This is a genomic window from Micromonospora sp. HM134, assembly GCF_007833915.1.
GTDB lineage: Bacteria > Actinomycetota > Actinomycetes > Mycobacteriales > Micromonosporaceae > Micromonospora > Micromonospora wenchangensis.
In genome coordinates, this window is record NZ_CP041061.1 from 1394636 (window position 1) to 1415963 (window position 21328).

Annotated in this window: 17 protein-coding genes; 5 read left to right on the top strand and 12 right to left on the bottom strand. The window is 74.1% G+C overall.

Annotated features, from left to right (window positions below; all coding sequences use genetic code 11):
- Positions 1-122: 122 nt before the first annotated feature.
- From FJK98_RS06535 to FJK98_RS06545, 3 genes are all read right to left on the bottom strand, one after another.
- Entirely contained in the window at positions 123-1940 is a 1818-nt protein-coding gene (locus tag FJK98_RS06535) for a prolyl oligopeptidase family serine peptidase (RefSeq protein ID WP_145918222.1), read from the bottom strand.
- Complete coding sequence (locus FJK98_RS06540) at positions 1937-3268, bottom strand: MFS transporter (protein ID WP_145918223.1); 1332 nt, start codon at positions 3266-3268, stop codon at positions 1937-1939. The genes FJK98_RS06535 and FJK98_RS06540 overlap by 4 nt, the downstream gene beginning before the upstream one ends.
- A 453-nt stretch (positions 3269-3721) precedes the next feature.
- Entirely contained in the window at positions 3722-5014 is a 1293-nt protein-coding gene (locus tag FJK98_RS06545) for a hypothetical protein (RefSeq protein WP_145918224.1), read from the bottom strand.
- Between the two features lie 349 nt (positions 5015-5363).
- Between FJK98_RS06545 and FJK98_RS06550 the strand changes: the two genes are divergently transcribed.
- Positions 5364-7784: a tetratricopeptide repeat protein gene (locus FJK98_RS06550; RefSeq protein WP_240762654.1), complete on the top strand. Its 2421-nt coding sequence runs from the start codon at positions 5364-5366 to the stop codon at positions 7782-7784.
- An 81-nt stretch (positions 7785-7865) separates the two neighbouring features.
- On the opposite strand, the gene FJK98_RS06555 is transcribed toward FJK98_RS06550, so the two are convergent.
- The 4 genes from FJK98_RS06555 to FJK98_RS06570 all read right to left on the bottom strand — a co-directional run bounded on the left by FJK98_RS06555 (position 7866) and on the right by FJK98_RS06570 (position 12587).
- The gene (locus FJK98_RS06555; protein WP_370517008.1) at positions 7866-10001 is read right to left on the bottom strand and encodes a CotH kinase family protein; all 2136 of its coding nucleotides are present in this window, start codon (positions 9999-10001) and stop codon (positions 7866-7868) included.
- Positions 9992-10831, bottom strand: coding sequence for a polyphosphate polymerase domain-containing protein (locus FJK98_RS06560; protein ID WP_145918226.1), 840 nt, complete (start codon positions 10829-10831; stop codon positions 9992-9994). The genes FJK98_RS06555 and FJK98_RS06560 overlap by 10 nt, the downstream gene beginning before the upstream one ends.
- Positions 10828-11430, bottom strand: coding sequence for a DUF4956 domain-containing protein (locus tag FJK98_RS06565; protein ID WP_145918227.1), 603 nt, complete (start codon positions 11428-11430; stop codon positions 10828-10830). Before FJK98_RS06565 ends, FJK98_RS06560 begins: the two co-directional genes overlap by 4 nt.
- A gap of 329 nt (positions 11431-11759) precedes the next feature.
- Positions 11760-12587, bottom strand: coding sequence for a DUF72 domain-containing protein (locus FJK98_RS06570; protein ID WP_205789487.1), 828 nt, complete (start codon positions 12585-12587; stop codon positions 11760-11762).
- 211 nt (positions 12588-12798) lie between these two features.
- Here FJK98_RS06570 and FJK98_RS06575 point away from each other — a divergent pair, with 211 nt between their 5' ends.
- Complete coding sequence (locus tag FJK98_RS06575; protein WP_145918229.1) at positions 12799-13527, top strand: Clp protease N-terminal domain-containing protein; 729 nt, start codon at positions 12799-12801, stop codon at positions 13525-13527.
- Positions 13528-13651: 124 nt separating this feature from the next.
- On the opposite strand, the gene FJK98_RS06580 is transcribed toward FJK98_RS06575, so the two are convergent.
- Both FJK98_RS06580 and FJK98_RS06585 read right to left on the bottom strand, forming a co-directional pair.
- Positions 13652-14170, bottom strand: a complete 519-nt coding sequence (locus FJK98_RS06580) for a hypothetical protein (RefSeq protein ID WP_145918230.1) — start codon at positions 14168-14170, stop codon at positions 13652-13654.
- 231 nt (positions 14171-14401) lie between these two features.
- The gene (locus FJK98_RS06585) at positions 14402-14602 is read right to left on the bottom strand and encodes a DNA repair protein (protein WP_145918231.1); all 201 of its coding nucleotides are present in this window, start codon (positions 14600-14602) and stop codon (positions 14402-14404) included.
- A gap of 198 nt (positions 14603-14800) precedes the next feature.
- Between FJK98_RS06585 and FJK98_RS06590 the strand changes: the two genes are divergently transcribed.
- Complete coding sequence (locus FJK98_RS06590; RefSeq protein WP_145918232.1) at positions 14801-15463, top strand: GNAT family N-acetyltransferase; 663 nt, start codon at positions 14801-14803, stop codon at positions 15461-15463.
- Between the two features lie 368 nt (positions 15464-15831).
- Positions 15832-16173 (top strand): STAS domain-containing protein, encoded by a 342-nt coding sequence (locus tag FJK98_RS06595; RefSeq protein ID WP_145918233.1) that lies wholly within the window; start codon positions 15832-15834, stop codon positions 16171-16173.
- A gap of 161 nt (positions 16174-16334) precedes the next feature.
- On the opposite strand, the gene FJK98_RS06600 is transcribed toward FJK98_RS06595, so the two are convergent.
- Positions 16335-17795 (bottom strand): glycoside hydrolase family 3 N-terminal domain-containing protein, encoded by a 1461-nt coding sequence (locus tag FJK98_RS06600; RefSeq protein ID WP_145918234.1) that lies wholly within the window; start codon positions 17793-17795, stop codon positions 16335-16337.
- Between the two features lie 201 nt (positions 17796-17996).
- Here FJK98_RS06600 and FJK98_RS06605 point away from each other — a divergent pair, with 201 nt between their 5' ends.
- A complete protein-coding gene (locus FJK98_RS06605) occupies positions 17997-19172 on the top strand; it encodes an ROK family transcriptional regulator (RefSeq protein ID WP_145918235.1) in 1176 nt (391 codons plus the stop codon).
- A gap of 96 nt (positions 19173-19268) precedes the next feature.
- On the opposite strand, the gene FJK98_RS06610 is transcribed toward FJK98_RS06605, so the two are convergent.
- Together FJK98_RS06610 and FJK98_RS06615 are read right to left on the bottom strand one after the other, a co-directional pair.
- Positions 19269-20282, bottom strand: coding sequence for an ABC transporter permease (locus FJK98_RS06610; RefSeq protein WP_145918236.1), 1014 nt, complete (start codon positions 20280-20282; stop codon positions 19269-19271).
- Entirely contained in the window at positions 20279-21280 is a 1002-nt protein-coding gene (locus tag FJK98_RS06615) for an ABC transporter ATP-binding protein (protein WP_145918237.1), read from the bottom strand. Before FJK98_RS06615 ends, FJK98_RS06610 begins: the two co-directional genes overlap by 4 nt.
- Positions 21281-21328: the final 48 nt, after the last annotated feature.

The window sequence follows — 21328 nt, forward strand, 5'->3', positions numbered from 1 at the left end:
ACCGTGACGTTCGAGGCCCGAAGCTGGTCGCGGTTGCCGTTGATCGGGTCGTTCTCGACAACGTTCTTGCGCATGTCGTTCACCTCCTCTCCGGATCGCAGGGACCGGGTCACGTGCCGGGGTCAGCCCACCGGGCGCGCCATCGCGAGCGCGACCGGGGTGCCTTCGTCCTGCACGCCGTCGAAGTGCCGCTGCATGAACAGCAGCACGGTCTGCATCAGAGCCAGGTGGCTCTGCGCGTCGAAGTCCTCGTGTCCGGCCCGCCGCCGGACCACCTGGTGCGGGATGCGGCGCTCGGCCAGCAGCCGCGCGTAGTGCTCCACGGGCGCCGGCGGGCACTGCACGTCACCGGTGGAGACGGCCAGCAGCACCGGCGCCCGGACCCGGTCGACGTAGGTGACCGGCGAGGACCGGGCGTAGCGCTGCGGCACCTCGTCCGGGGTCCCGCCGAACAGCAGCACGTCCAGCGCCCGGACCGCCGGGGTGGCCGCCTCGAACGCGGCGACGTAGTCGGCCACCGGGCTGATCGCGATCCCGAGCCGCCACAGCTCCGGCTGCCGACCGAGCGCGAGCAGGGTCAGGTAGCCGCCCCACGAGGTGCCCCACAGCGCGGTGCGCCGGTCCTCGACGACCCCCTCGGCGACCAGGTGGGCGCGCACGGCGGCGAGGTCCTCCAACTGGGTGAGACCGACCCCGGCGGAGAAGTCGTTGCGCCAGGCCGCGCCGTACCCGCTGGAGCCCCGGTAGTTGACCCGGACCACGGCGCACCCGGTGCTGACCAGGATCTCGACCAGCGGGTCGTAGGCGTCGCGGGCGTGCTGGAAGGGTCCGCCGTGGACCAGGAAGACGGCCGGCCGGGGGCCTTCCCGGTCGGCCGGGAGGGCCACCAGGGCGGGGATCGGGCCGCCCGGTCCGGGCACCCGGATCTCCTCGCGGCGGTAGTCCGCCGGTGCCGCGACGGCGTCCGGCCCACCCGCGTCGGTCCGACCGCCGGGGTGCTCCGGCAGCTCCACCCCCCGCACGGAGCGCAGTTGCGGCGGGGTCACCGAGTCGGTCCACACGTACGCGACGTCACCGTCCGGCCAGACCGCGGCGTCCAGGACGCTGCCCGGCGGGGTGTCGACCGCCGTCCGGGTGCGGGCGACGAGGTCCACCTCGTGCAACAGGGTGCGGGCGTGCCGGTCCTGCCGGACGAGCAGCCGCCGCCCGTCGGGGAACCAGCCGGCGGTGATCTCGGTGTCGAACCGGCACCACCCGTGCCGGACCACCCCCTCGGCGGCGGTCCAGGTGGCCGGGAGGTAGCCCCCCTCGTCCTCGACCACCAGCAGCAGCCGGGCCGGGTCGACGCCCGGTGCGAAGCCGAGCGCCCACACCCGACGGTCCGGCCCGCCGCCGATGCCGGCCACCCGGGCACCGTCGGCGGTGAACACCGTGACCGCCGGGTCGGTGGCGGCGTCCCCGCCGACCACCAGCAGCCGCCCGGCCGGGTCGAGGTCGACCAGGTAGGCGTAGCCGCCGACGTGGACGCGTTCGCTGACCCGACCGTCGCCGGTACGCAGGAAGACGGTCATCCCGCCGTCGTCGGAGAGGCCGACGGCGGTGGTGCCGTCGGCGGCCATCGCGATGCCGGCGTGCCGGGCGGGCAGCACCGCCGGCAACGCCTCGACCGACCGGTCGGGCCGGTCGAAGTCGCAGGTCCGCCAGGTGCCCACGCCGCCGAGGTCGTCGTCGAACCACCAGATGGTGGCCCCCGCCGGGTCGAGTGCCGCCCGGATCGTGCCGGCCGGGCGGTCGGTCACCTGCCGGGCGGTGCCGGTGGCCCGGTCCCAGGCCAGGATCTCGCAGCGGCCGTCGGCGTCGCCGACGTAGACGGCCCGGTGCGGGGCGTGTTCGGCGACGACCGGCAGCGCCGGGTAGAAGAGCCGGTGGCCGCGACTCATCGGTGGGCCTCCTCGGGGTCGGGGCTGGCCCCGGCGTCGCCGTCGGCGGTCCGGTCGCCGTCGGCGGCGGGGTCGGCGGCGTCCTGGCCGGTGCCGGCCGTCGCGCCGGAGCCGGTGCGGAGTCGGCGCACGACGAGGGTGGTGTATGTGGCCAGCACCGCCAGCGCGGCGGCGAACACCAGGGCGACCGTGGCGGGGCTGTACCAGGCGACAAGCACCCCGGCCAGCAGCGGTGCGGGCGTCTGGAGCACCTCGCCGACGGTGCCCATCACGGTGGCCACCCGACCCTGGAGCGCGTCGGGCGTCAGCGCGATCACCCGGGACTGGAAGATCACCCCGAGCAGCGGGCTGAGCAGGAAGACCAGCCCGAACAGCAGGCCGTAGCTCCAGGTCTGCCGGGCCTGGGACATCGCGACGACCAGGGCGACCATGACCCACGAGGCGAACACGATGACGGTGACCGGCCGGACCCGGCTGAAGATCATCGGGGCGGCCAACGCGCCGGTGAGGCCGCCGACGCTGGCGATGGTGAGGATCAGGCCGATCGACGCGGCCGGTGCGCCCTGCCGGCCGGCGGTCAGGATGGCGTAGTAGACCAGCGCGCCGAAGGTGACGTTGATGCCGGCCGCCCAGATCGTCACGAAGCGCAGGAACGGCTGCCCCCAGACGAACCGCAGCCCCTCCCGCAGGTCGGTACGGAACGAGGTGCGCTGGGCGCGTTCGGGGGTGAGGTCGGTGCGGATGGTGGCTACCAGCACCGCCGCGACCAGGTAGGACACCACGTCCGCCAGGAACGGCAGCCAGCGCGCGAGTTGGTAGAGCGCGCCGCCGAGCAGCGGGCCGGCGATCCGGGCGGCGTGGTTGCGGGCCTCCAGCCGGGCCAGCGCCTTCTGGTCGTCGGCGGGCAGTAGCCGCCGGATCGCGCCGGAACCGGCCGCCTCGTAACCGCTCTGCGCGACCCCCTCGACGAACGCGGCGGCGGCCAGCAGCCCGAGGGTCGGCACGCCGGCCGCGACGGAGACCAGGATCGCGGTCATCGCGCCGGCCGCGACCAGCAGCGAGACGACCATCATGCGTTTGCGCGGCAGCCGGTCGGCCAGCACTCCCGCCACCGGCGCGGCGACGAGTCGACCGGTGAGGGCCAGCGCGCCCACCAGTCCGGCCGCCGCCGGTGACCGGGTCACGGCCAGGGTGACCAGCGGGAGCACGATGCCGGTGGCCTGCGATCCGATCTGGTCGATCGCCCCGGCGATCCAGTAACGGTGGAAATCGCCGCCCCGGTGGGGGTTCTCGCCCGGCTTCACCGCTGCGGTGGGGGTGGCTGTCATAGCCTCGGCCGCACAGTTTCCATGTTTTTCCCAAATCTGTGTGCGAGGTCTGTCGGTAAGAGTTCGCGTGATCCGGGTGACAATTTTGATCCCCAATGGGGGGCGGGGTGTGTTCGAGGCTAACAATGTCGTGTGCGGAAAGCAAGGATTCAAATGCGGCCAGTTATGGCGGTTAATCGGTTGTGGGGATGATGGGCGGCTTGTGCGCCTCTGTCAAAGAATCTGCACTACGCACCGAACCTCCGACCGGCCCGGGTGCCGGTTGTTTTCCATCCAGTGGGATTCGTCGTTAATTAGTGACGCATGACGATGTCACAAGATGCTGCCGTCCTCCCGGTCGACGATTCTGTGAATCCTGTCCCGACCAGGTGACGACGAACGGGTGGACCGGCGCACGGGGTCGCGCCGGTCCACCCTCCTCCGCCAGCCCCCGTCGACCGGGGACCAGGTCCGTCAGCCGAGGATCACGCCCGAGGCGCCGACGCCGGCCAGCCCGGAGAAGATGTCCTCGTAGTACATCCGCCAGGCGCAGACCCGACCGGTGGGCCGGTAGCCGGTGCAGGCGGTCGCCGCGCCGCCGTCGTCGATGGCGGTGTTGGTGCCGGTGGCCCAGACCTGGAGGGTGTTCGCCGGGTTGACGATCTCCACCGGGCCGCCGCTGTCGCCCTGGCCGACCGCGTTGGTGCGGGTGGTGTTCTCCGCCTGCACCTGGCCGCAGACCGTGCCGAAGTCACGCACGTTGATGCACAGGTTCCGGGCCTTGACCTGGATCGAGCACCGGGTCCCCGAGTACGCCCCCGAGGTGCAGACGAAGTTGCCGACCTGGCTGGCCTGCGCGCCGATCACCTGGTTGCTGAACTCGCTGACCACCGCGCCGTTGGCGTCGGTGCTGTTGTTGAAGACCCGACCGCCCGAGCTGCCCGACAGCAGCAGGGTGTCGGTGCCGGCGTTGCGGGTGCCGACGATGCCCATCGACTGCCCGGTCGGGTCGGTCGCGGCGTTGTTGATGTTGCCGCAGTGCGCGGCGGAGAGCATCCGTGCCGCCCCGCCCTGGAAGACCCCGAAGCCGGTCGAGCAGCCGCCACCGGTGGTGGCGTTGCGCCACGCGCCGCCGCCCCACCACGGCGCGGTGTCGTCCCACCGGGTGGCCGGAGCGGCGGAGATCCCGGTCTGGACGGTCACCGGGACGCCGGCCATGCCGGCCGCGCCGAGCAGGCCGTTCTGGGTGCCGACGAGCAGACCGGCGCCGTCGGCCCGCGGCCCGACCGTGGTGAACCGGTCACCGGCCGAACGGCGCAGCTTGGCCGCCGCCACGTCCAGCTCGCGCCGGCTGTACGCGGCGGGCAGCACCTCGGTCGGCACGGTGGCCCGGCTGGTCGCCACCAGGCTGGCCGGTGCCTCGCCCTTCCAGTAGACCTGTAGCTTGCGGGTGGTGGGGTCGGCGACCACACCGGCGAAACCGGACTTCGCGTCGCGCTGCGCGATCTTCGTGATCCGGGCGGCGGCGGTGTTCATCCGCTGCTGGAGTTCGAGCAGTTCCTTCCAGGAGGCGAAGCCGCCCGGCACCGGCGTGCTGTCGATGAACGACCCGGCGGTGGTCGCCTTGCCCCCGGCGGCGGGAGCGGGCGCGGCGGTGGCCGGTACGGTGGCCACCCCGGCGACGAGCATGGTGACGCCGAACGCCGCGGCGGCGGCCCGGCGCAGCAGCCCGGTCGACCGCAGCACGGTCGGTTGTGGACGAGACATACGTACCCCTTCCCCAGGGTTTCTTGGTGCGGGCCTCAACCCGCCCTGGGGACATTGGCAGGTGCCGGGGGTGTCCGGCGGCGCATCCTGGACACCGCCGGACACCCCCGGACAGCGCCGGACGGACGGGGGACGAACGCTGGGCGACTGCGGCCCGGCGAAACCGGGCCGACATGGAACTGTCATACATCGGCGGTCGCCTACCCGACGCTGTGCCACCGGTCCTACCCTCCCCCTGTCGGCAATCCGGGGCGACGGATGGCCGGGGGGTGGAGGCCGCATGTCCGACCAACGGGTACCTTCGGGCGTACCACAGGGGATGAACGGGGCAGCCCGTCCGGCGTCCCCGGTGTCCCTACTGGACACCGGGGTACACACCGTGCAGGAACTGGCCGCCCTGCTGCGTCAGCTCCGCCGCCGGGAGGCCCGGCAACAGGGTGAAACCCCGCTGACCTACCGCCAGTTGGCGGCGAAGACCGGCTGGTCGCGGGGCGTGATCGGGGAGTACTTCGCCGGGAACATCCTGCCCCCGCCGGAGCGCTTCGACACCCTGATCCGACTGCTCGGGGCCAGCCCCGCCGAGCAGGGGGCGTTGGCCACCGCGCGGGACCGGGTCGAGGAGCGCCGCCGGCTCGCCAGCCCGGAACACACCTCCACCGGCCGGGCCGGTCGCGCGGTCGTCCGCTCCCGGGTCGGCGGCGGCCGGGCCGGCACACCGCCGCCCCGGCTCCCGGTGCCGCGCCAACTGCCCCCGGCGCTGCCCGGCTTCGTCGGCCGGGCCGCGCAGCTCGCCCAACTCGACGTCGGCTGTGCCGGCCACGGCACGTCCGGCGGTGGCGAGTCGACCACCACGATGACCCTGTCCGGTACGGCCGGCGTCGGCAAGACGACCCTGGCGGTGCACTGGGCCCACCGGGTCGCCGACCGCTTCCCCGACGGGCAGCTCTACGTCGACCTGCGCGGATTCGACGCCACCGGCGCGGTGGTGACGCCCGCCGAGGCGGTACGAGGTTTCCTGGAAGCCCTGGAGGTGCCGCCCGAACGGGTCCCCACCCACCTTCCCGCGCAGGTGGGGCTCTACCGCAGCCTGCTCGCCGGCCGACGGATGCTGGTGCTGCTGGACAACGCCCGCGACGTCGAGCAGGTACGGCCACTGCTGGCCGGCAGTCCCGGCTGCCTGTTCCTGGTCACCAGTCGCAACCGGCTGGCCGGCCTGATCACCGCCGAGGGCGCCCGGCAGATCGCCGTCGACCTGCTCAGCACCGCCGAGGCGTGGCAACTGCTCGCCCGGCGGCTCGGCCCGGACCGGTTGACCGTCGAACCGCGGGCGGTCGACGAGATGATCGAACGTTGCGTACGGCTGCCGCTGGCGCTGGCCGTGCTCGCCGCGCGCGGGGCGGCGCACCCCACGTTCCCGCTGGCCACCATCGTCGACGAGCTACGCGAGTCGCCGCGCCTGCTGGACTCCTTCGACGGCGGGGACACCGGGACGGACGTGCAGTCGGTCTTCTCCTGGTCGTACCGGAACCTGACGCCCGCGGCGGCGCGACTGTTCCGGCTGCTGGGCTGCCATCCGGGGCCCGACGTCGGGCTGGCCGGGGCGGCGAGCCTGGCCGGCCTGCCCCGCAGCCAGGTGTCCCGGCTGCTGGCCGAGCTGGCCCACGCCCACCTGGTCACCGAGCACGCGCCCGGCCGGTTCGTCGCACACGACCTGCTGCGGGCGTACGCGGGGGAGTTGGCCGAGAACCTCGACCCGGGCGAGGACCGGCGGGCGGCGGTCCGGCGGGGACTGGACCACTACGTGCACACCGCCCACGCGGCGGCGCTGCTGCTGCAACCCGGCCGCGACCCGGTGGCCCTGGCCGACCCGTTGCCCGGGGTGCACCCCGAGGAGCCGACCGACCACGGGCGGGCGCTGGCCTGGTTCACCGCCGAGTACCCGGTGCTGCTGGCGGCGGTCACCCACGCCGGACGGCACGGGTTCGACGGTCACGCCTGGCAACTGGCCTGGAGCCTGGTGGATTTCCTCCAGCGCCGGGGCAACTGGTCGGACCTGGCCGCCGCCCAGCAGAGCGCCCTGGCCGGGGCGCAGCGGGCGGGCGACCGACCCGGGCAGGCGAACGCCCACCGCGATCTCGCCCGGGTACTCAGCCGGCTGGGCAGGGTGGACGAGGCGGTGGAGCACTACCGGGAGGCGTTGATCCTGTTCGGCGCGCTCGGCGACCACACCGGTCAGGCGCGTACCCACCGGGCGTTCGGGGCGATGCTCGACGGGCTCGGCCGGCACGCCGAGGCGCTGGGGCACGGGCAGCGGGCGTTGGCGCTGTACCGGGCCGCCGGTCACCCGGCGGGGGAGGCCAGCGCCCGTAACGCGGTCGGCTGGGCGCACGCCCAGCTCGGCCAGTACGGGCCGGCGCTGGAGCACTGCGCCCAGGCGTTGACGCTGCTGCGGCCGACCGGCGACCGGCACGGCGAGGCGAATACCTGGGACAGCCTGGGCTTCATCCACGACCGGCTCGGCCACCACCGGCAGGCGGTCCGCTGCTACGGCCAGGCGTTGGCGCTGTACCGGCGGATCGGCGACCGGTACGACGAGGCGGACACCCTGGCCCGGCTCGCCGAAACCCGGCACACGGCGGGCGACCCCGACGGCGCGGTGCGGACCTGGCGGCGGGCGCTGGACATCCTCGACGGGCTCGGCCACCCGGACGCCGCCCGGGTCCGGGCGCGGCTGGACCGGGCCACGACCGGGACCGTGGCCGAGGACTGACGACCCGGTGGCACCTGGCACCTGGCACCTGGCACCGGCGGCGGAGGCCGGCCGGTGCCAGGTGGCCGGGCGGGCCCGAGGTCAACCCGTGGTGCAGCTCGGCACCGGGACACCGGGGCTGCCGGTGGACGACCCGAGGAACCCGAACGAGGTGCTGACGCCGGCGGCGAGCGAGCCGTTGTAGGCGACGTTGCGGGCGGTGACCGTCGTGCCCTGGCTGGTCACGGTCGCGTTCCAGGCCTGGGTGACCCGCTCGCCGTTGGCGTACGCCCAGGTCACGGTCCAGTTGCTGATCGCCGAGGCACCGGCGGTGACCCGTACCTCGCCCTGGAACCCGCCGGTCCACTGGCTGGTCACGGTGTACGTCGCGGTGCAGCGAGCGGCACCCGGGGGCGGGGTCGTGGTGGGTGGCGGCGGGGTCGTCGTCGGCGGTGGGGTGGTGGGGGGCGGGGTGGTCGGGGTGGGTGACGGGGGCGGGGTGGTGACCGGGCCGCCCCAGCCGGCGGTGGAGTCCAACCAGGCCGCCCGGCGCAGCATCCAGTCCCGCATGGCCTGGACCTGGCCCTGCCAGGTGGACGCGGTCGGGGTGTAGAACGGGCCGACCATCGGTGCGGTCAGGTTGGGCCAGCGCTGGAAGTTGCGTTGCGCGGCGTTGGTCAGCGGTGCGGCCAGCGCGTTGATCCGGGTCTGTAGGGCGGTGTCGGCGAGCAGGCCCCGGCGCAGCGTCTGCCAGCGGGACCGGAGCTGGTTGACGAAGGCCGGGTCGCGCACGAGTTGCGGGAACCAGTCGTTGGCCAGCGGCTGCCGGGTCTGCTGGTACTGCCAGCCGGCGATCTGGTCGTTGCCGAAGTAACCACCGACGCCGAAGGTGAGGTCGTAGTCCCACAGCGGGCCGGCGAAGATCTTGGTGTCGCGGTCCTTGTAGAAGTACGCGCTGCGGATGTAGGAGTCCATCTCCCGGCTGAGCTCGTTGAGGACCATCTGGTCCACGAACGAGTCGACGTCGATGTACTTCCGGTAGCCGGTGACCGGGTCGGCGGAGTTCGCCGCCCGCAGCACGTCGTGGAACTCCTGGACGTAGCCGCGCAGCCAGTCCCGCTGGGGTGCCTGCAACGGTGACGGGTCGCGCACCTCCAGGTAGTTCCAGCAGGTCGCCGCCGCACCGGTGCAGGTCAGCGTCGGCTCCTCGGCGGCCAGCCACTCGAAGCTCCAGATGTACCCGCCCTGGATCTTGGGCAGGGTCAGGTCGTCCTCGTCGAGCTGCTTGAGGTCGAGCCGGTTCTTCGAGTTCTTGATCGTCTCCACCAGCATGTAGACGCCCATGTAGTCACCGGCGGCCACCGGGGCGGCGTCGGTGTTCAGGTAGAACTCCACGAACCGGTACCTCGGTGCCGGCATGCCCATCTCGCGCCCGAGATCGTAGACGAGCGCCTCCCGGATCAACGCCTTGTCGCTGAACGGCCCGCGCAGCACCCAGTCGGAGTCGGCCGGCATGCCCAGCACCGGGTAGTCGGCGTCGTCGTTGTCGTTGCCCCGCAGCTCGACGCGGTACGGCGTCTTCTCGAACGACGCCGACGACTGGCCGCGCAGGTGGAACCCGGCGCGGGTGGCGACCGTCGGGGTCGCGGCCAGCGAGGTGGTGCCACCGCCGCCCGGCTCGAAGACCATGGCGGTGGCGTCGAGGTACTCGCGGCCGGGCTTGCCGGCGCCGTACGAGTCGAGCAGGACCACCGGCAGGTCGTGGGCGGTGGAGACGTTCTGGGCGACGTACATGGCGGTCCCGGGCGCACCGGAGGCGGTCTGGCCGACGAATGCCTGCCCGCGTAGCTGGGTGGTCCGGGTGAACCGCAGCGGTGTGCCGGCGTACAGCGGCGACTGCGCGGTGGGCAGCCGGCCGTCGGTGGTGTAACGGACCTGCGCGCCGCCGATCGCGGTGCTCAGCGACACCGTCACCTCCCCCTGGAAGGTGCCGCTGGGCCGGGAGAAGACGATGTCGCCGACCAGGTCGTCCGCCGCCCCGGCGGCGGCGACGGCGTCGGCGGCGGAGGTGTCCAGGCCGGTGGTGACCCCGGCGCGGGCGGGGGGCGGGGCGGCGGTCGCGGCGGGCGGTCCGGCACTGGCCTGCGCCGTGTGCGGCACGAGGAGCCCGGTGAGGAGCATGGCCACGGCCGCGATCCCGACGGTGCGTCGGGTGGGCGTACGAACGGTCAGACGCACGATGTCTCCTGGGTGACTCGGGGGATGGTGGTGGGCGCCGGTGCCGGCGCCGCCGACCCGGTGGCGTCGCGGAAGTGGCGGCGCAGCGTCCGCCGCCACGGCACGTCCGGCAGGTCCGGTCGCAGGGCGGCCAGGCCGGTCGCGTACTTCGAGATGCGGGCGGGTCGGGTGCCGCGCTGCCACAGCAGCCGGTCGACCGGGCCGGCCGCCGACCGGGTCTTGGTCTCGACCACGGCGACCCCGGGCAGTCCCAGGGCGCGCCGGTCGTCCTGCCAGTGCAGGTCGGTGTCGATGGTGACCCGGCTCGCGGTCGCCGGCAGCAGCAGCGTGGTACGCCGGTAGCCGGTCACCAGCACCGGTTCGAGGTGACCACCGGCGGGGGCGGACCGGATCGACTCGCGGTCGAGCGCCTCGTCGACGAAGTCCCGCCCCGACCGGACGGTACGACGGTCCTCGCAGCGGTAGGGCAGCCGGTGCTTGGTGACCAGGCCCCGGGCTCCGCTGATCTTGACTTCCAGCCAGCACTCCGCCGAGTCGAGGTAGGTGCGGGTGCGCACCTTGAAGCGCCGCCGCCGCCGGTACGCCGCGCAGTGGTAGCTGGCCAGGCACGGGGTGTCGAAGTACACCGATTCGTAGCGGAAGGTGCGCGCGCCGCCGATGTCCAGCACCCGGGCGGACGGGGCGATCCGGTCGAGCAGGCCGGGCAGCTCGTCCAGCGGGACGACGTACTTGCGGTCCACCCTGCTCTGCAGCGCGGCCCGGTCGATCAGCTCGGCGAGCCCGACCGGGGGCAGGCCGGCCAGGGTCGACGCGAACGGCGGCGGGGTCATCGACGTGCTCCCGCCGGCACCGGCGAACCGGCGGTGGACGCCGGGGCGCGGCGGGCCACCGAGTAGCGCACGTCGACCACGGTGGTCTCGTTGACCAGGTCGACCCGCTGGGCGGTGGCGACGTGCACCCGGGCGTTGAGCAGCTGTTCCAGGTGGGCGACGAGGGCGACGTGGTCGGTGACGGCCGAGTCGAGCACCAGGATCTGGTGCCGGTAGTGCCGGAACACCCGGCGGTGGTCGCCGAGGAACATCACCGCGACGATGAGTGCCATCAGGCCGACGTTGAGCCAGACCGAGCGGGTGCCCAGCGCGCCGAGGATGCCCAGCGCGAGCGCCGAGAAGTAGTACGCCACCTCGTGCTGGTCCAGTTCGGTCGAGCGGAGCCGGATGATGGACAGCACCCCGAACAGGGCCATCCCCAGCCCGAGCCCGGCACCGACGTTGCTGGCGCTCAGGGCGCCGGCCACCGCGAGGACCCCGACGTTGACCCCCAGGTAGGCGACGACGAGGTCGCGGCGTCGATGTCGGGGGAAGTAGAGCCCGAACACGAGCAGCGCCACCGCGCAGATGTCGATCGCGAACAGGACGACCTGCGTCATGTCTCTGGTTCCTCCCGGCTCGTCGGCGTGCCGGTCCGGCACCGCCTGCGTCAGCCCGGGGAGAAGCCACGGCGGTCAGCCGGAGCCGATCATCTTTTCGGTAAACTTTCGGTTACTCTTTCGGAACTGTAGGCATAACATTGAGAAACGTCAATCAGTGTTCTGCGTGGGTGACATGGTGAGACGCTGATGAGACTCCTGCCCCGGGGTGGGGGAGGGGGCTGAGGGGAGCGCGCTGGGCGGGGCGTCCGGGTCGGGAGCCTCGAAACTTTCGGTGTCGACCGGCGCGGGGTGACCCGGACCCGCCGGCGGCGGGCGCGGGGCGGGGGTCAGAACAGGGTGAGCGGCCCGGTCGGGATCGGTTCGGGCAGCGCCGCCAGGGCGGGCATCCGGGCCCGCACCTCGTCGTGGAACCGGCGGGCGAGCAGCGGTGCGTCGGCGTTGTCCGGGGTGTGCACGAACATGGTTGGTGAGCGGCCCTCCCGCAACCAGTCGGCGGTGATCTCGACCCAGCGCTGCCAGCCCTCGACGGTCTCCGCCTCGGCGTCGCGGCCGAGGTACCTGACGATCGGCCGGTCGGTCAGCGCCGCCGTCCGCAACGGCAGGCGGGGCTTCTTCGTCCACGCCTCCCGTTCCGCGTCACTGGTCGGCGGGGTGCGGAAGAACGCGGTGGTGTCGAAGGGCACCCACTCGGCGGACGCCTCGGCGAGCACCCCCTCCAGCAGGCGCGTCGCGCGAGGCTCCAGGAAGAACGCGGGATGCCGGACCTCCACGGCGTACCGGTGTCCTTCCGGCAGTCGGCGCAGGAAGTCGGCGAGCACGGGGACGTCCGTCGGGGTGAACGACCCCGGCAGTTGGATCCACAGGGCGTGCGTCCGGCTGCCGAGCGGGGCGATCGCGTCGAAGTAGGACCGGAGCGGCGCGTCGACGTCGACGAGCCGCCGTTCGTGGGTGACCACCTTCGGCAGCTTGAGGACGAACCGGAAGTCGGGCCCGGTCTGCCGGGCCCAGGACTCCACGGTCTCCCGGGCCGGGGTGGCGTAGAACGTGGTGTTGCCCTCGACCGCGTCGCACCAGCCGGCGTAGTGCCGCAGTCGCTCGTGCACCGGCAGCGGGTGGGCGATCAGCCGCCCCTGCCAGGACCGGTGGGTCCACATCGCGCAGCCGACGTGCAACCGCATGCTCCCGATCCTCCCGCAACGCCACCCGACCCGTCCGATCGCCGCACGCTATCGGAGCGCCGGCGGCCCGTCCGGGGCGGGTGCGGTGGGGGATCGACGGATCGCCGGGAGCGTCGGTACCCACCCCGGGGGTCGCGATCGTCAACTTTCGGTTGACGATCCGGCAGCGTCAACCTATGGTTGACGCATGACGGAATCCACTCAGCTTCCGCACCCCGTCCGCCTCGACGAGTTGATCCAGGCCATCAAGAAGGCCCGCCCGGACGCGCTCGACCAACTCAGCGACGCGGTGCTCGTCGCCGACCACCTCGGCGACCTCGCCGACCACCTGATCGGCCACTTCGTCGACCAGGCCCGCCGCTCCGGAGCCTCCTGGACCGAGATCGGCAAGAGCATGGGGGTGAGCAAGCAGGCCGCCCAGAAGCGCTCCGCCGCCAAGGCCGACGCGGCCGCCGCCCTGGACCCCAACGCCGGCTTCAGCCGCTTCACCCCGCGCGCCCGCAACGTGGTGATCGCCTCGCAGGAGGAGGCCCGCAGCGCCGGCAACGCGGAGATCCGCCCGGAACACCTGGTGCTCGGCCTGCTCGCCGAACCCGACGGCCTCGCCGCCAGGGCCCTGGTCGCCGAAGGACTGGGCCCGGACGCCGTCCGGGAGGCGGTCGCCGCGGCGCTGCCCGCCGCGTCCGACCAGGTCCCCGACCTGATCCCGTACGACGGGCAGGGCAAGAAGGCCCTCGAACTCACCTTCCGGGAGGCGCTGCGGCTCGGGCACAACTACGTCGGCACCGAGCACATCCTGCTGGCGCTGCTGGAACTGGAGGACGGCACGGGCGTGCTGTCCGCACTGGGCCTGACCAAGGACCGGGCTGAGGCCCAACTGGCTGCCGCCCTCGCCGGCTTCGCCGACGGCAGGTAACAGCCGCGCCGGGTCGCCGGAGCGACCGACGCGGCCACAGGACCGCGACCGGCGGGACCCGTGGGCCGGCCGGCGCGGCGGGCCAGGGCCGGGCGCGGCACCGGGGGCGCGCCCGGCCGGCCGGTCAGTCGTCGGTGGGGAAGCCGTAGCGCAGCGCGTGCTCCGGGTCGGCCGGGTCGATCTGCCGGATGCCGGCGTCGGCGAGGCGCTTGTTGACCTCGTCGAGCTGCTCGCGCACCAGCCGGGCCTCCTCCTCGGTGACCCGCCCCCGGTGCGGCTTCCCGGCGTGGTCCAGGGTGCCGTAGTCGATCTTCTCGGCGCTCTTGCGGGCCTTCGGCGGGCGGACCCGCTCGGCGGTACGCAGCAACTGGGCCATCGGGGTGTCGGTCGCCATCGCGTCGAACTCGCTGGCGGTCAGCACCACCCGGCGCGGCTCCCCACCGGCGTGCCGGTCGTGGATCTCGACCACCGCCACGTCGAGCGCGGCGTCGTCGATGCTCTCCACCTCGGTCACGGTGGCGTCCAACCGCACGGGCCCGGCCACCAGGTCGGGGTGCTCCAGCACGACGACCCGGACCACCTCGTCGTCGGGACGCAGCACCGTGCCGCTGAAGTCGGAGACGTGGATCGTCTTCTTGCCCATGCGCTGCGGTTCTCCTGTCGCTGGCCGGAATCGACCACAAGACGCTACCCGACAGGTGTGCGAACGCCCCGGCCGGACACCCCGGTCGGACGGCCGGCGCGTGACGGAGCCGCCGGCCGCCGCGCGGTGGCACCCCGCCGGTCGACGCGGTCGTGGGTCGCCGGTCCGGGCGCTCCGCCGGTGGCCACGGGGGACGGACCGGGGCCGTCGTCGCGGGCGCGCCGAACCGGGTCAGTGGGCGGTGAGGCCGCGACGGGAGGAGATGCCGGCGGGGAGGGTGTTCAGCTCACCCCAGGACAGCCGGGCGTTGACGCCGCGACCGCACCGGGCCTCCCGGTAGCGCGGCTGGGCCGGAAACCGGCCGGCACCCCCCGCCGTGTTCCACAGTCGCGCGCTGTCCTGCTGGTACCGCTCGTTCGGCTGCATGGGCATGGCCATTACCGTCCCAAAGAAAGGTGTCCATGTATGGAAATAGATATGACGCACGGTCGATGGACCGGGTTCCGGTGAGGCAGCTCACGGTCCGGTTCCCCCTCTACCCATGACGCGCTCCCGGCAACCGGACGTCGGCCGGGACGGCCCGGCGTACCGTGGATCATGGAGTGACCCACGGGGTGAGAGGGGCGGGCGGTGCTGGACCGGCGGCTGTACCTGCACCTGGCGACCTGGCTCGGGCAGTGGCCGGCGCCGCCCGGCCTGCACGTGGTCGGCTCGTGGCGGCGGGCACGTCCGGCCTGGGACGGCCGGGTCCGCCCGGCAGTCGCGGTCCGGGTCGCCGGCAGCACCGTGCTCTCCGTGCCACCCGGGCTGGTCGCGACCGTCCGGGAGCTGGCCGCCGGACCCCGGTCCGCGCTGTACGCGGCGCTGCCGGCGCTGGTCGGGCAACCCGCCTGGGTGGCCCACGACGACGTGTTCCGGTGGTGCCTCGCGCCGGCCGCGTTGCCCGACGTCGGCGTCTGGACCGCCCCCACCGCCCCCGACCTGCCACCCTGGCTGCACCTGTTCGACCGCGAGGTGCTCGTGGTGCGCGACGCCGACGGCGGCTACCTGGCCGGCGTCGGCATCAAGCGGCACGACGCGTACGGGCACGAGCTGGCCGTCGGCACGGTGCCCGCGGCGCGCGGCCGGGGGCTGGCCCGACGGCTCGTCGCGCAGGCCGCCCGCCGGGTGCTCGACGAGGGGGCCGTTCCCACCTACCGGCACGACCCGGCGAACACCGGTTCCGCCCGGGTCGCCGAGGCGGCCGGGTTCGCCGACCGGGGCTGGTCGACGTACGGCGTCTACCCGCCGTGAGGCGGGGTCGGTGTGCGGGTGGGGCCGGTGTGCGGCGCGGACCGTGGATCCCGGGCCGGATCCACGGTCCGCTGCCTGCCCCAGGCCCCGCCGTGACCGGTGTCCGCCGGCCGACCTCGGTGTCGGTCACGCTACGTACTTGGATGCCCGCTCGGCAAGGGGTGGCCGGCGGGTCGACTCTGTCCAGTAATGGACTTGAGCTGGAGTTATGGAGATGCTCGCCCGCGAAGCCTGGTGACGCAACGTGCTCGTCGCCCGGTGCGGAGGCTGCCCGGCAGAGCGGTGTCAGGGGTCACCGGTAGGGTCGGGCGTCGCGGCGAGAGCCGGCGCGCGGTCGGGGACGGCCGGTTGGCCAGGAGTGGACGGGTATGCAGCTGCCGACGCCGGGCGAGGGGCACGGGCGGGTGGTCCTGGCGCCGGTGGGTGACCTGGACATCGCCACCGTCCCCGGGCTGCAACGCGACCTCGACGAGGCGCTGTGCCGGCCCGGTCTGTTGGAGATCGTCGTCGACCTGACGGCCGTCACCTTCCTCGACTCGACGGGGGTGGCCGCGTTGCTGCGCGGGGCGGCCGAGGCGGTCGGCCGGGGAGCCACCCTGCGGCTGGTCGACCCGCAACCGGTGGTGTCCCGGGTCCTGCGGATCACCGCGGTCGGCCGGCTGCTCGGCCTTCCCGACGACCACGGCGACCCGGCCCCCTGGCGTCGCTGACCGCTTCACGAGCTGACCGCTTCACGAGCTGAGCCTCACCTCGCTGACCGCTCCGGTCCCGCCCGGGGAGCGGCCGGCACCGAGGCGGACCGGTCAGGTGCGGTGCCGGTGCGGCGGCCGGGTGTTCCGCCCAGGCCTGCCCGTCCGGCGGGGACGGCGCGTCAGCCGGTCAGGCCGAGCACCTCCGCCGCCGCGCGGCCGTTGGCGTGGCTCGCGCCGTAGGTGGTGACGAAGGCCCGCACCCCGGCCGGCCGCCACCGCCCCGGCCAGCCCATCTCCACCACCGTCACCGGATGCGTCGCGGCCAACGCCCCGACCAGCGCGGGACCGCCGGGCAGCCGGTGCAGGTGCCGCCCGACCAGCACGATCGGCCGATCCCCGGCGAGTCGCCGTACCGTGGCCGGGTCGACCTCGGTGGCGACCACCCGGAGCTGTTCGACGCCGGCCAGGTGGGGGCCCAGCCCCCAGGGCACCCGGCCCTCGGCGACGGTGGCGGCGGCGTACACCTGCACCACGAGCGGCCGTGCCGGCGCGGTCGGGTCGCCCTCCACCCGCACCGCCCGGCGGGCGGCCCGGTACCCGAGACCGACCTCGACCGGGCCGGCGGGACCGGCCGGGCGGGCGGCACCGGTCCAGGCGGCGAGCGCGGCGGCACGACCGGCGGCCTGCTCCACCCGGGCCCGGTCCAGCCGGCCGTCCCCGAGCGCCCCGACGATCTCGGCCACCACCCGCTCGACCAGCGCCGCGTCGACCTTCGCGCCCAGGCAGAGCAGGTCCGCCCCGGCGGCCAGGGCCCGTACGGCGGCCGGCCCGACCCCACCGGCGGCGACGGCCGCGCCCTTCATCTCCAACGCGTCGGTGACCACCGCGCCGGTGAAGCCGTACTCGCCGCGCAGCAGGTCGACCAGGACGGCCCGGCTGAAGGTGGCCGGCCCGTCCCCGGTCAGCGCCGGCACCCGGATGTGCGCCGTCATGACCGCCTGCACGCCCGCGTCGACCGCCGCCGCGAAGGGCGGCAGGTCGCGGGCCCGCAGCAGCGCCGCGTCGGCGTCCACGGTGGGCAACTCGTGGTGCGAGTCGGCGACGGTCGCGCCGTGGCCGGGGAAGTGCTTGGCGCAGGCCGCCACCCCCACCGACTGGAGGCCCGCCACGGCGGCGGCCGTGTGGGCGGCCACCCGGCCCGGGTCGGCCCCGAAGGCGCGGGTGCCGATCACCGGGTTCTCGTCGGCGGTGTTCACGTCGACCGTGGGGGCCAGGTCGACGGTGACACCGACGGCGGCCAGTTCGACGCCGATGGCCGCGTAGACCTCCCGGGTGAGCGCGGTGTCGTCGACCGCGCCGAGCGCCGCGTTGCCCGGGTACGGGCTGCCCGTGGCGTGCGCCAGCCGGGTCACGTCGCCGCCCTCCTCGTCGATGGCGAGCAGCACGTCGGGCCGGGCGGCACGCAGCGCGGCCGTGCTCGCCGCGAGCTGGCCCGGGTCGTGCACGTTGCCGCCGAACAGGGTGTGCCCGGCCAGCCCCTCGGCGACCAACGCGACCGCCCAGTCCGGCGGCACCGGCCCCGGGTACGCGGCCAGCAGCGTGCCCAGCGCCAGCCGGCGCAGTCCTGGATCAACCCCCACCTGAACCCCCTTCTCCCGCCGCCCGGAATCCGCGCCGGTGGCGGACCGGCCGGCCGTCGGCGCGTGCCGGTGGACGGCACGTGTGTCGGCACGGGCGGCCGGGTCGTCCGAGTTCCCCGCCGCGGGGCGGCCGATACGCTACGGACATCCCTGATCAACGCGATTCGGTTAGCAGAGTTTACGAAAACCAGAGGACGTGGCATGAGTGCGACCCGGCTGCCCGGAACCCCCCGACTGTTGCGGGCGCTCAACGACCGTGCGGCGCTGGAGCTCCTGCTCGAACGCGGCCCGCTCACCCGCGCCCGGCTCGGCGAGCTGACCGGCCTGTCCAAGGTCACCGCCTCGCAGCTGGTCGAGCGGCTGGAGGAGCGGGGGCTGGTCGCCAGGGTCGGTGAGCAGGCCGGTGGGCGGGGGCCGAACGCGCAGCTGTACGCCGTCCGGCCGGGCAGCGCGTACGTGGTCGGGGTGGACGTCGGCGCGGAACGGGTGGTGGCGGCCTGCGCGGACATCACGGGCGCGGTCGTCAGCCGGGTCGAGCAGTCCACCCGGGACACCGACGACCCGGTCGGCGTGGTGCACACGGCGGTGGTGCAGGCGGCCAGCCGGGCCGGCGCGGAGCTGGACAGCGTACGGCGGGTGGTGCTCGGCACCCCCGGTCTGGTCGACCCGGCCACCGGGGACATCACGTTCGCGTTCAACCTGCCCCGCTGGCACCGGGGTCTGCTCGCCGCGCTGCGCGAGGACCTGCACACCCCGGTCGTCTTCGAGAACGACGTCAACCTGGCCGCCGTCGCCGAGGCGCAGTCCGGGGCCGCGCAGGGGCTGGCGGATTTCGTCCTGGTCTGGGTGGACGCCGGCGTGGGTCTGGCGATCATGCTGGGGGGCCGGCTGCACCACGGCAGCAGCGGCGCGGCCGGCGAGATCGGCTACCTGCCGGTGCCGGGGGTGCCGATCCCCCGGGACGTCTCGCGCCGGGCCAAGCCGGCGTTCCAGCAGCTCGCCGGGGCGGATGCGGTGCAGGCGGTGGCCCGGGAGCACGGCATCGACGCGCCCGACGCGGCGGGCGCGGTGCGGGCCGCCATCGCCGCCGGCACCGCCGGTGGCCCGCTGCTCGACGAGCTGGCCCGCCGGCTCGCCCTCGGGGTGGCCAGCACCTGCGTGGTGCTGGACCCGCCGCTGGTGGTGCTCGCCGGTGAGGTGGGGCAGGCCGGTGGGGCGGCGCTGGCCGAACGGGTGCAGCACGAGGTGGCCGCGATCACCCTGGTCCGGCCCCGGGTGGTGCCCACCGGGCTGACCGAGGAGCCGATCCTGCGGGGGGCGCTGCGGACCGCGCTGGACGCCGTGCGGGACGAGGTGTTCGGGTCGACAGTCGGCTGACCGACCACCCCGTCCGCCCGACGCCATGAAGGAATACTTCACCACTGCGCCGGTCACGGCAAGATGTCGCCGTGACCGGCGCAGGTCGGACCGCCCCTAGACGAGGTCGCGGCGGCGGAACGCGACGAACGCGGCACCGGTGACCGCACCGGTCAGCGCCAGCAGCACCAGCAGCGCCGGCCCCCAGGTGATCGCGTAGACGCCGCCGTCGCAGACGCCGCTGCCCGGCGGGCAACCCCGGTCGTCCCAGAACTCCAGCCGGCCGGACAACCAGGCGCCCAGGTAGTTGGAGAGCATCAGCAGGTCCGCCCGGGCCACGTCGAGGATCTGCAGCACCAGTCGGGCGCCCATCTCCCAGACCACCGCGTACGCGGCGACCGCGCCCAACGCCGCCGAGGTGTGCCGGCCCAGCGTGGCCATCCCGAAGCCGAGCACGGTCGACAGCAGCACCAGCACCAGACCCCGCCCGTAGATGGCCCCCAGCCCACCCCAGAACTGCCCGTCCAGCGGGCCCGGCGCGCCAGCCGTCTGCCCGATCGTCCAGAAGGTGCCCAGGTAGAGCACCGACGCCAGCACCGCGAGCGCGGCCACCACCCCGACCAGGGTGCCCAGCTTCGTGCCGAGCACGGTCAGCCGGCCCGGACGCCACAGCAGCAGGTTGACCACCCCGCCCGAGTTCAGGTCGGCGCCGATGTACGACGCGCCCACCAGGAAGCCGAACAGCACCAGGAACGCGATCAGGAAGTAGAGCAGCCCCCGCGCCTCCTGGGAGAAGATGAAGACCGAGGTGAGGTAGTCGGTGGCCACCGGCAGCCGCTCCATCCGCGCCGGGTCCAGCTCGGCGCAGTCGGCCGGCACGTAGCCGGCGTCCTCGGTGATCGGGATCTCGCCGGCCCGGACCCGCAGGCAGCGGGTGTGCTCCGCCTCCATCGCGGCCACCGCCTGCGCGGCCTGCTCCTGCGCGGCGGACATCTCCTGCGCCGTCGGCCGGTGCGACCCGATCAGCGTGGTCGCGGTGGTCACCGCGAAGGCCACCGCGAGCAGCAGCACCATCAGCTGGACGAAGCGGCGCGCGGTCAACCGCTCCACCTCGGCACGGACCAGGTTCACGCGTCCACCCTCCGACCGTCGGTCCGGTCCAGTTCGATCAGCGGTTCGTCGGCGTCGCCCGCGCCGTCCGGCTGCCCCGGCGGGGTCGTCCCGGCGGTGAGTTCGAGGAAGACACTCTCCAGGTCCGGCCGGACCGGGGTCAGCTCGCGGACCCACAGGCCCTGCCCGCCGAGGGTGCTGCTGATCAGCTCCGGCTCCGGCGCGCCCCCGACCACCAGCACGTCGTCGGGGTGGACGGCGACCGTCAGCCCGACCTCCCGCAGCAGCCCCGCGCCCCGCTCCGACTCGGCCACCCGGACCCGCCACTCGTGCGGGTCGTGCCCGGCCAGCACGTCGTCCACCCGGCCGGCCGCCACCCGACGACCCCGCGCGATGATCGTGACGTGGTCGCAGATCAGCTGAATCTCGGCCAGGATGTGGCTCGACACCAGCACGGTCACCCCGGACCCGGCGAGCGTACACATCAGGTCCCGCATCTCCCGGATGCCGGCCGGGTCCAGCCCGTTCGCCGGCTCGTCCAGGATCAGCAGCTCCGGGCTCTTCAACAGCGCCGACGCGACGGCGAGACGCTGCTTCATGCCCAGCGAGTAGCTCCGCACCCGGTCCTCACCCCGGTCCCGCAGGCCGACCTGGTCGAGCACCTCGTCCACCCGGGACGTCGGCACGCCGCCGGCCACCGCCAGCAACCGCAGCGTGCGGTGCCCGGTGAAGTTGCCGAAGAACTGCGGACTCTCCACGATCGCGCCCACCCGCCCGGTGACCCGACCCAACTGCTCCGGAGCCGGCGCACCCAGCACCCGCAGCTCCCCGGCATCGGCGTTGACCAGCCCCAGCAGGGCGCGCAGCGTGGTGGTCTTGCCGGAGCCGTTCGGGCCGAGGAAGCCGTGCACCTGACCCGCCTCGACGACCATGTCGAAGCCGTCCACCGCCACCCGCCTGCCCCGCCGGATGGTGCGGAACGTCTTACGCAGACCGGTGATCTCGATGACCGCGCTCATCCGCACCGCCCCTCGTCTCGTACGGGCATGGGCCGTCCTCCCGGGATG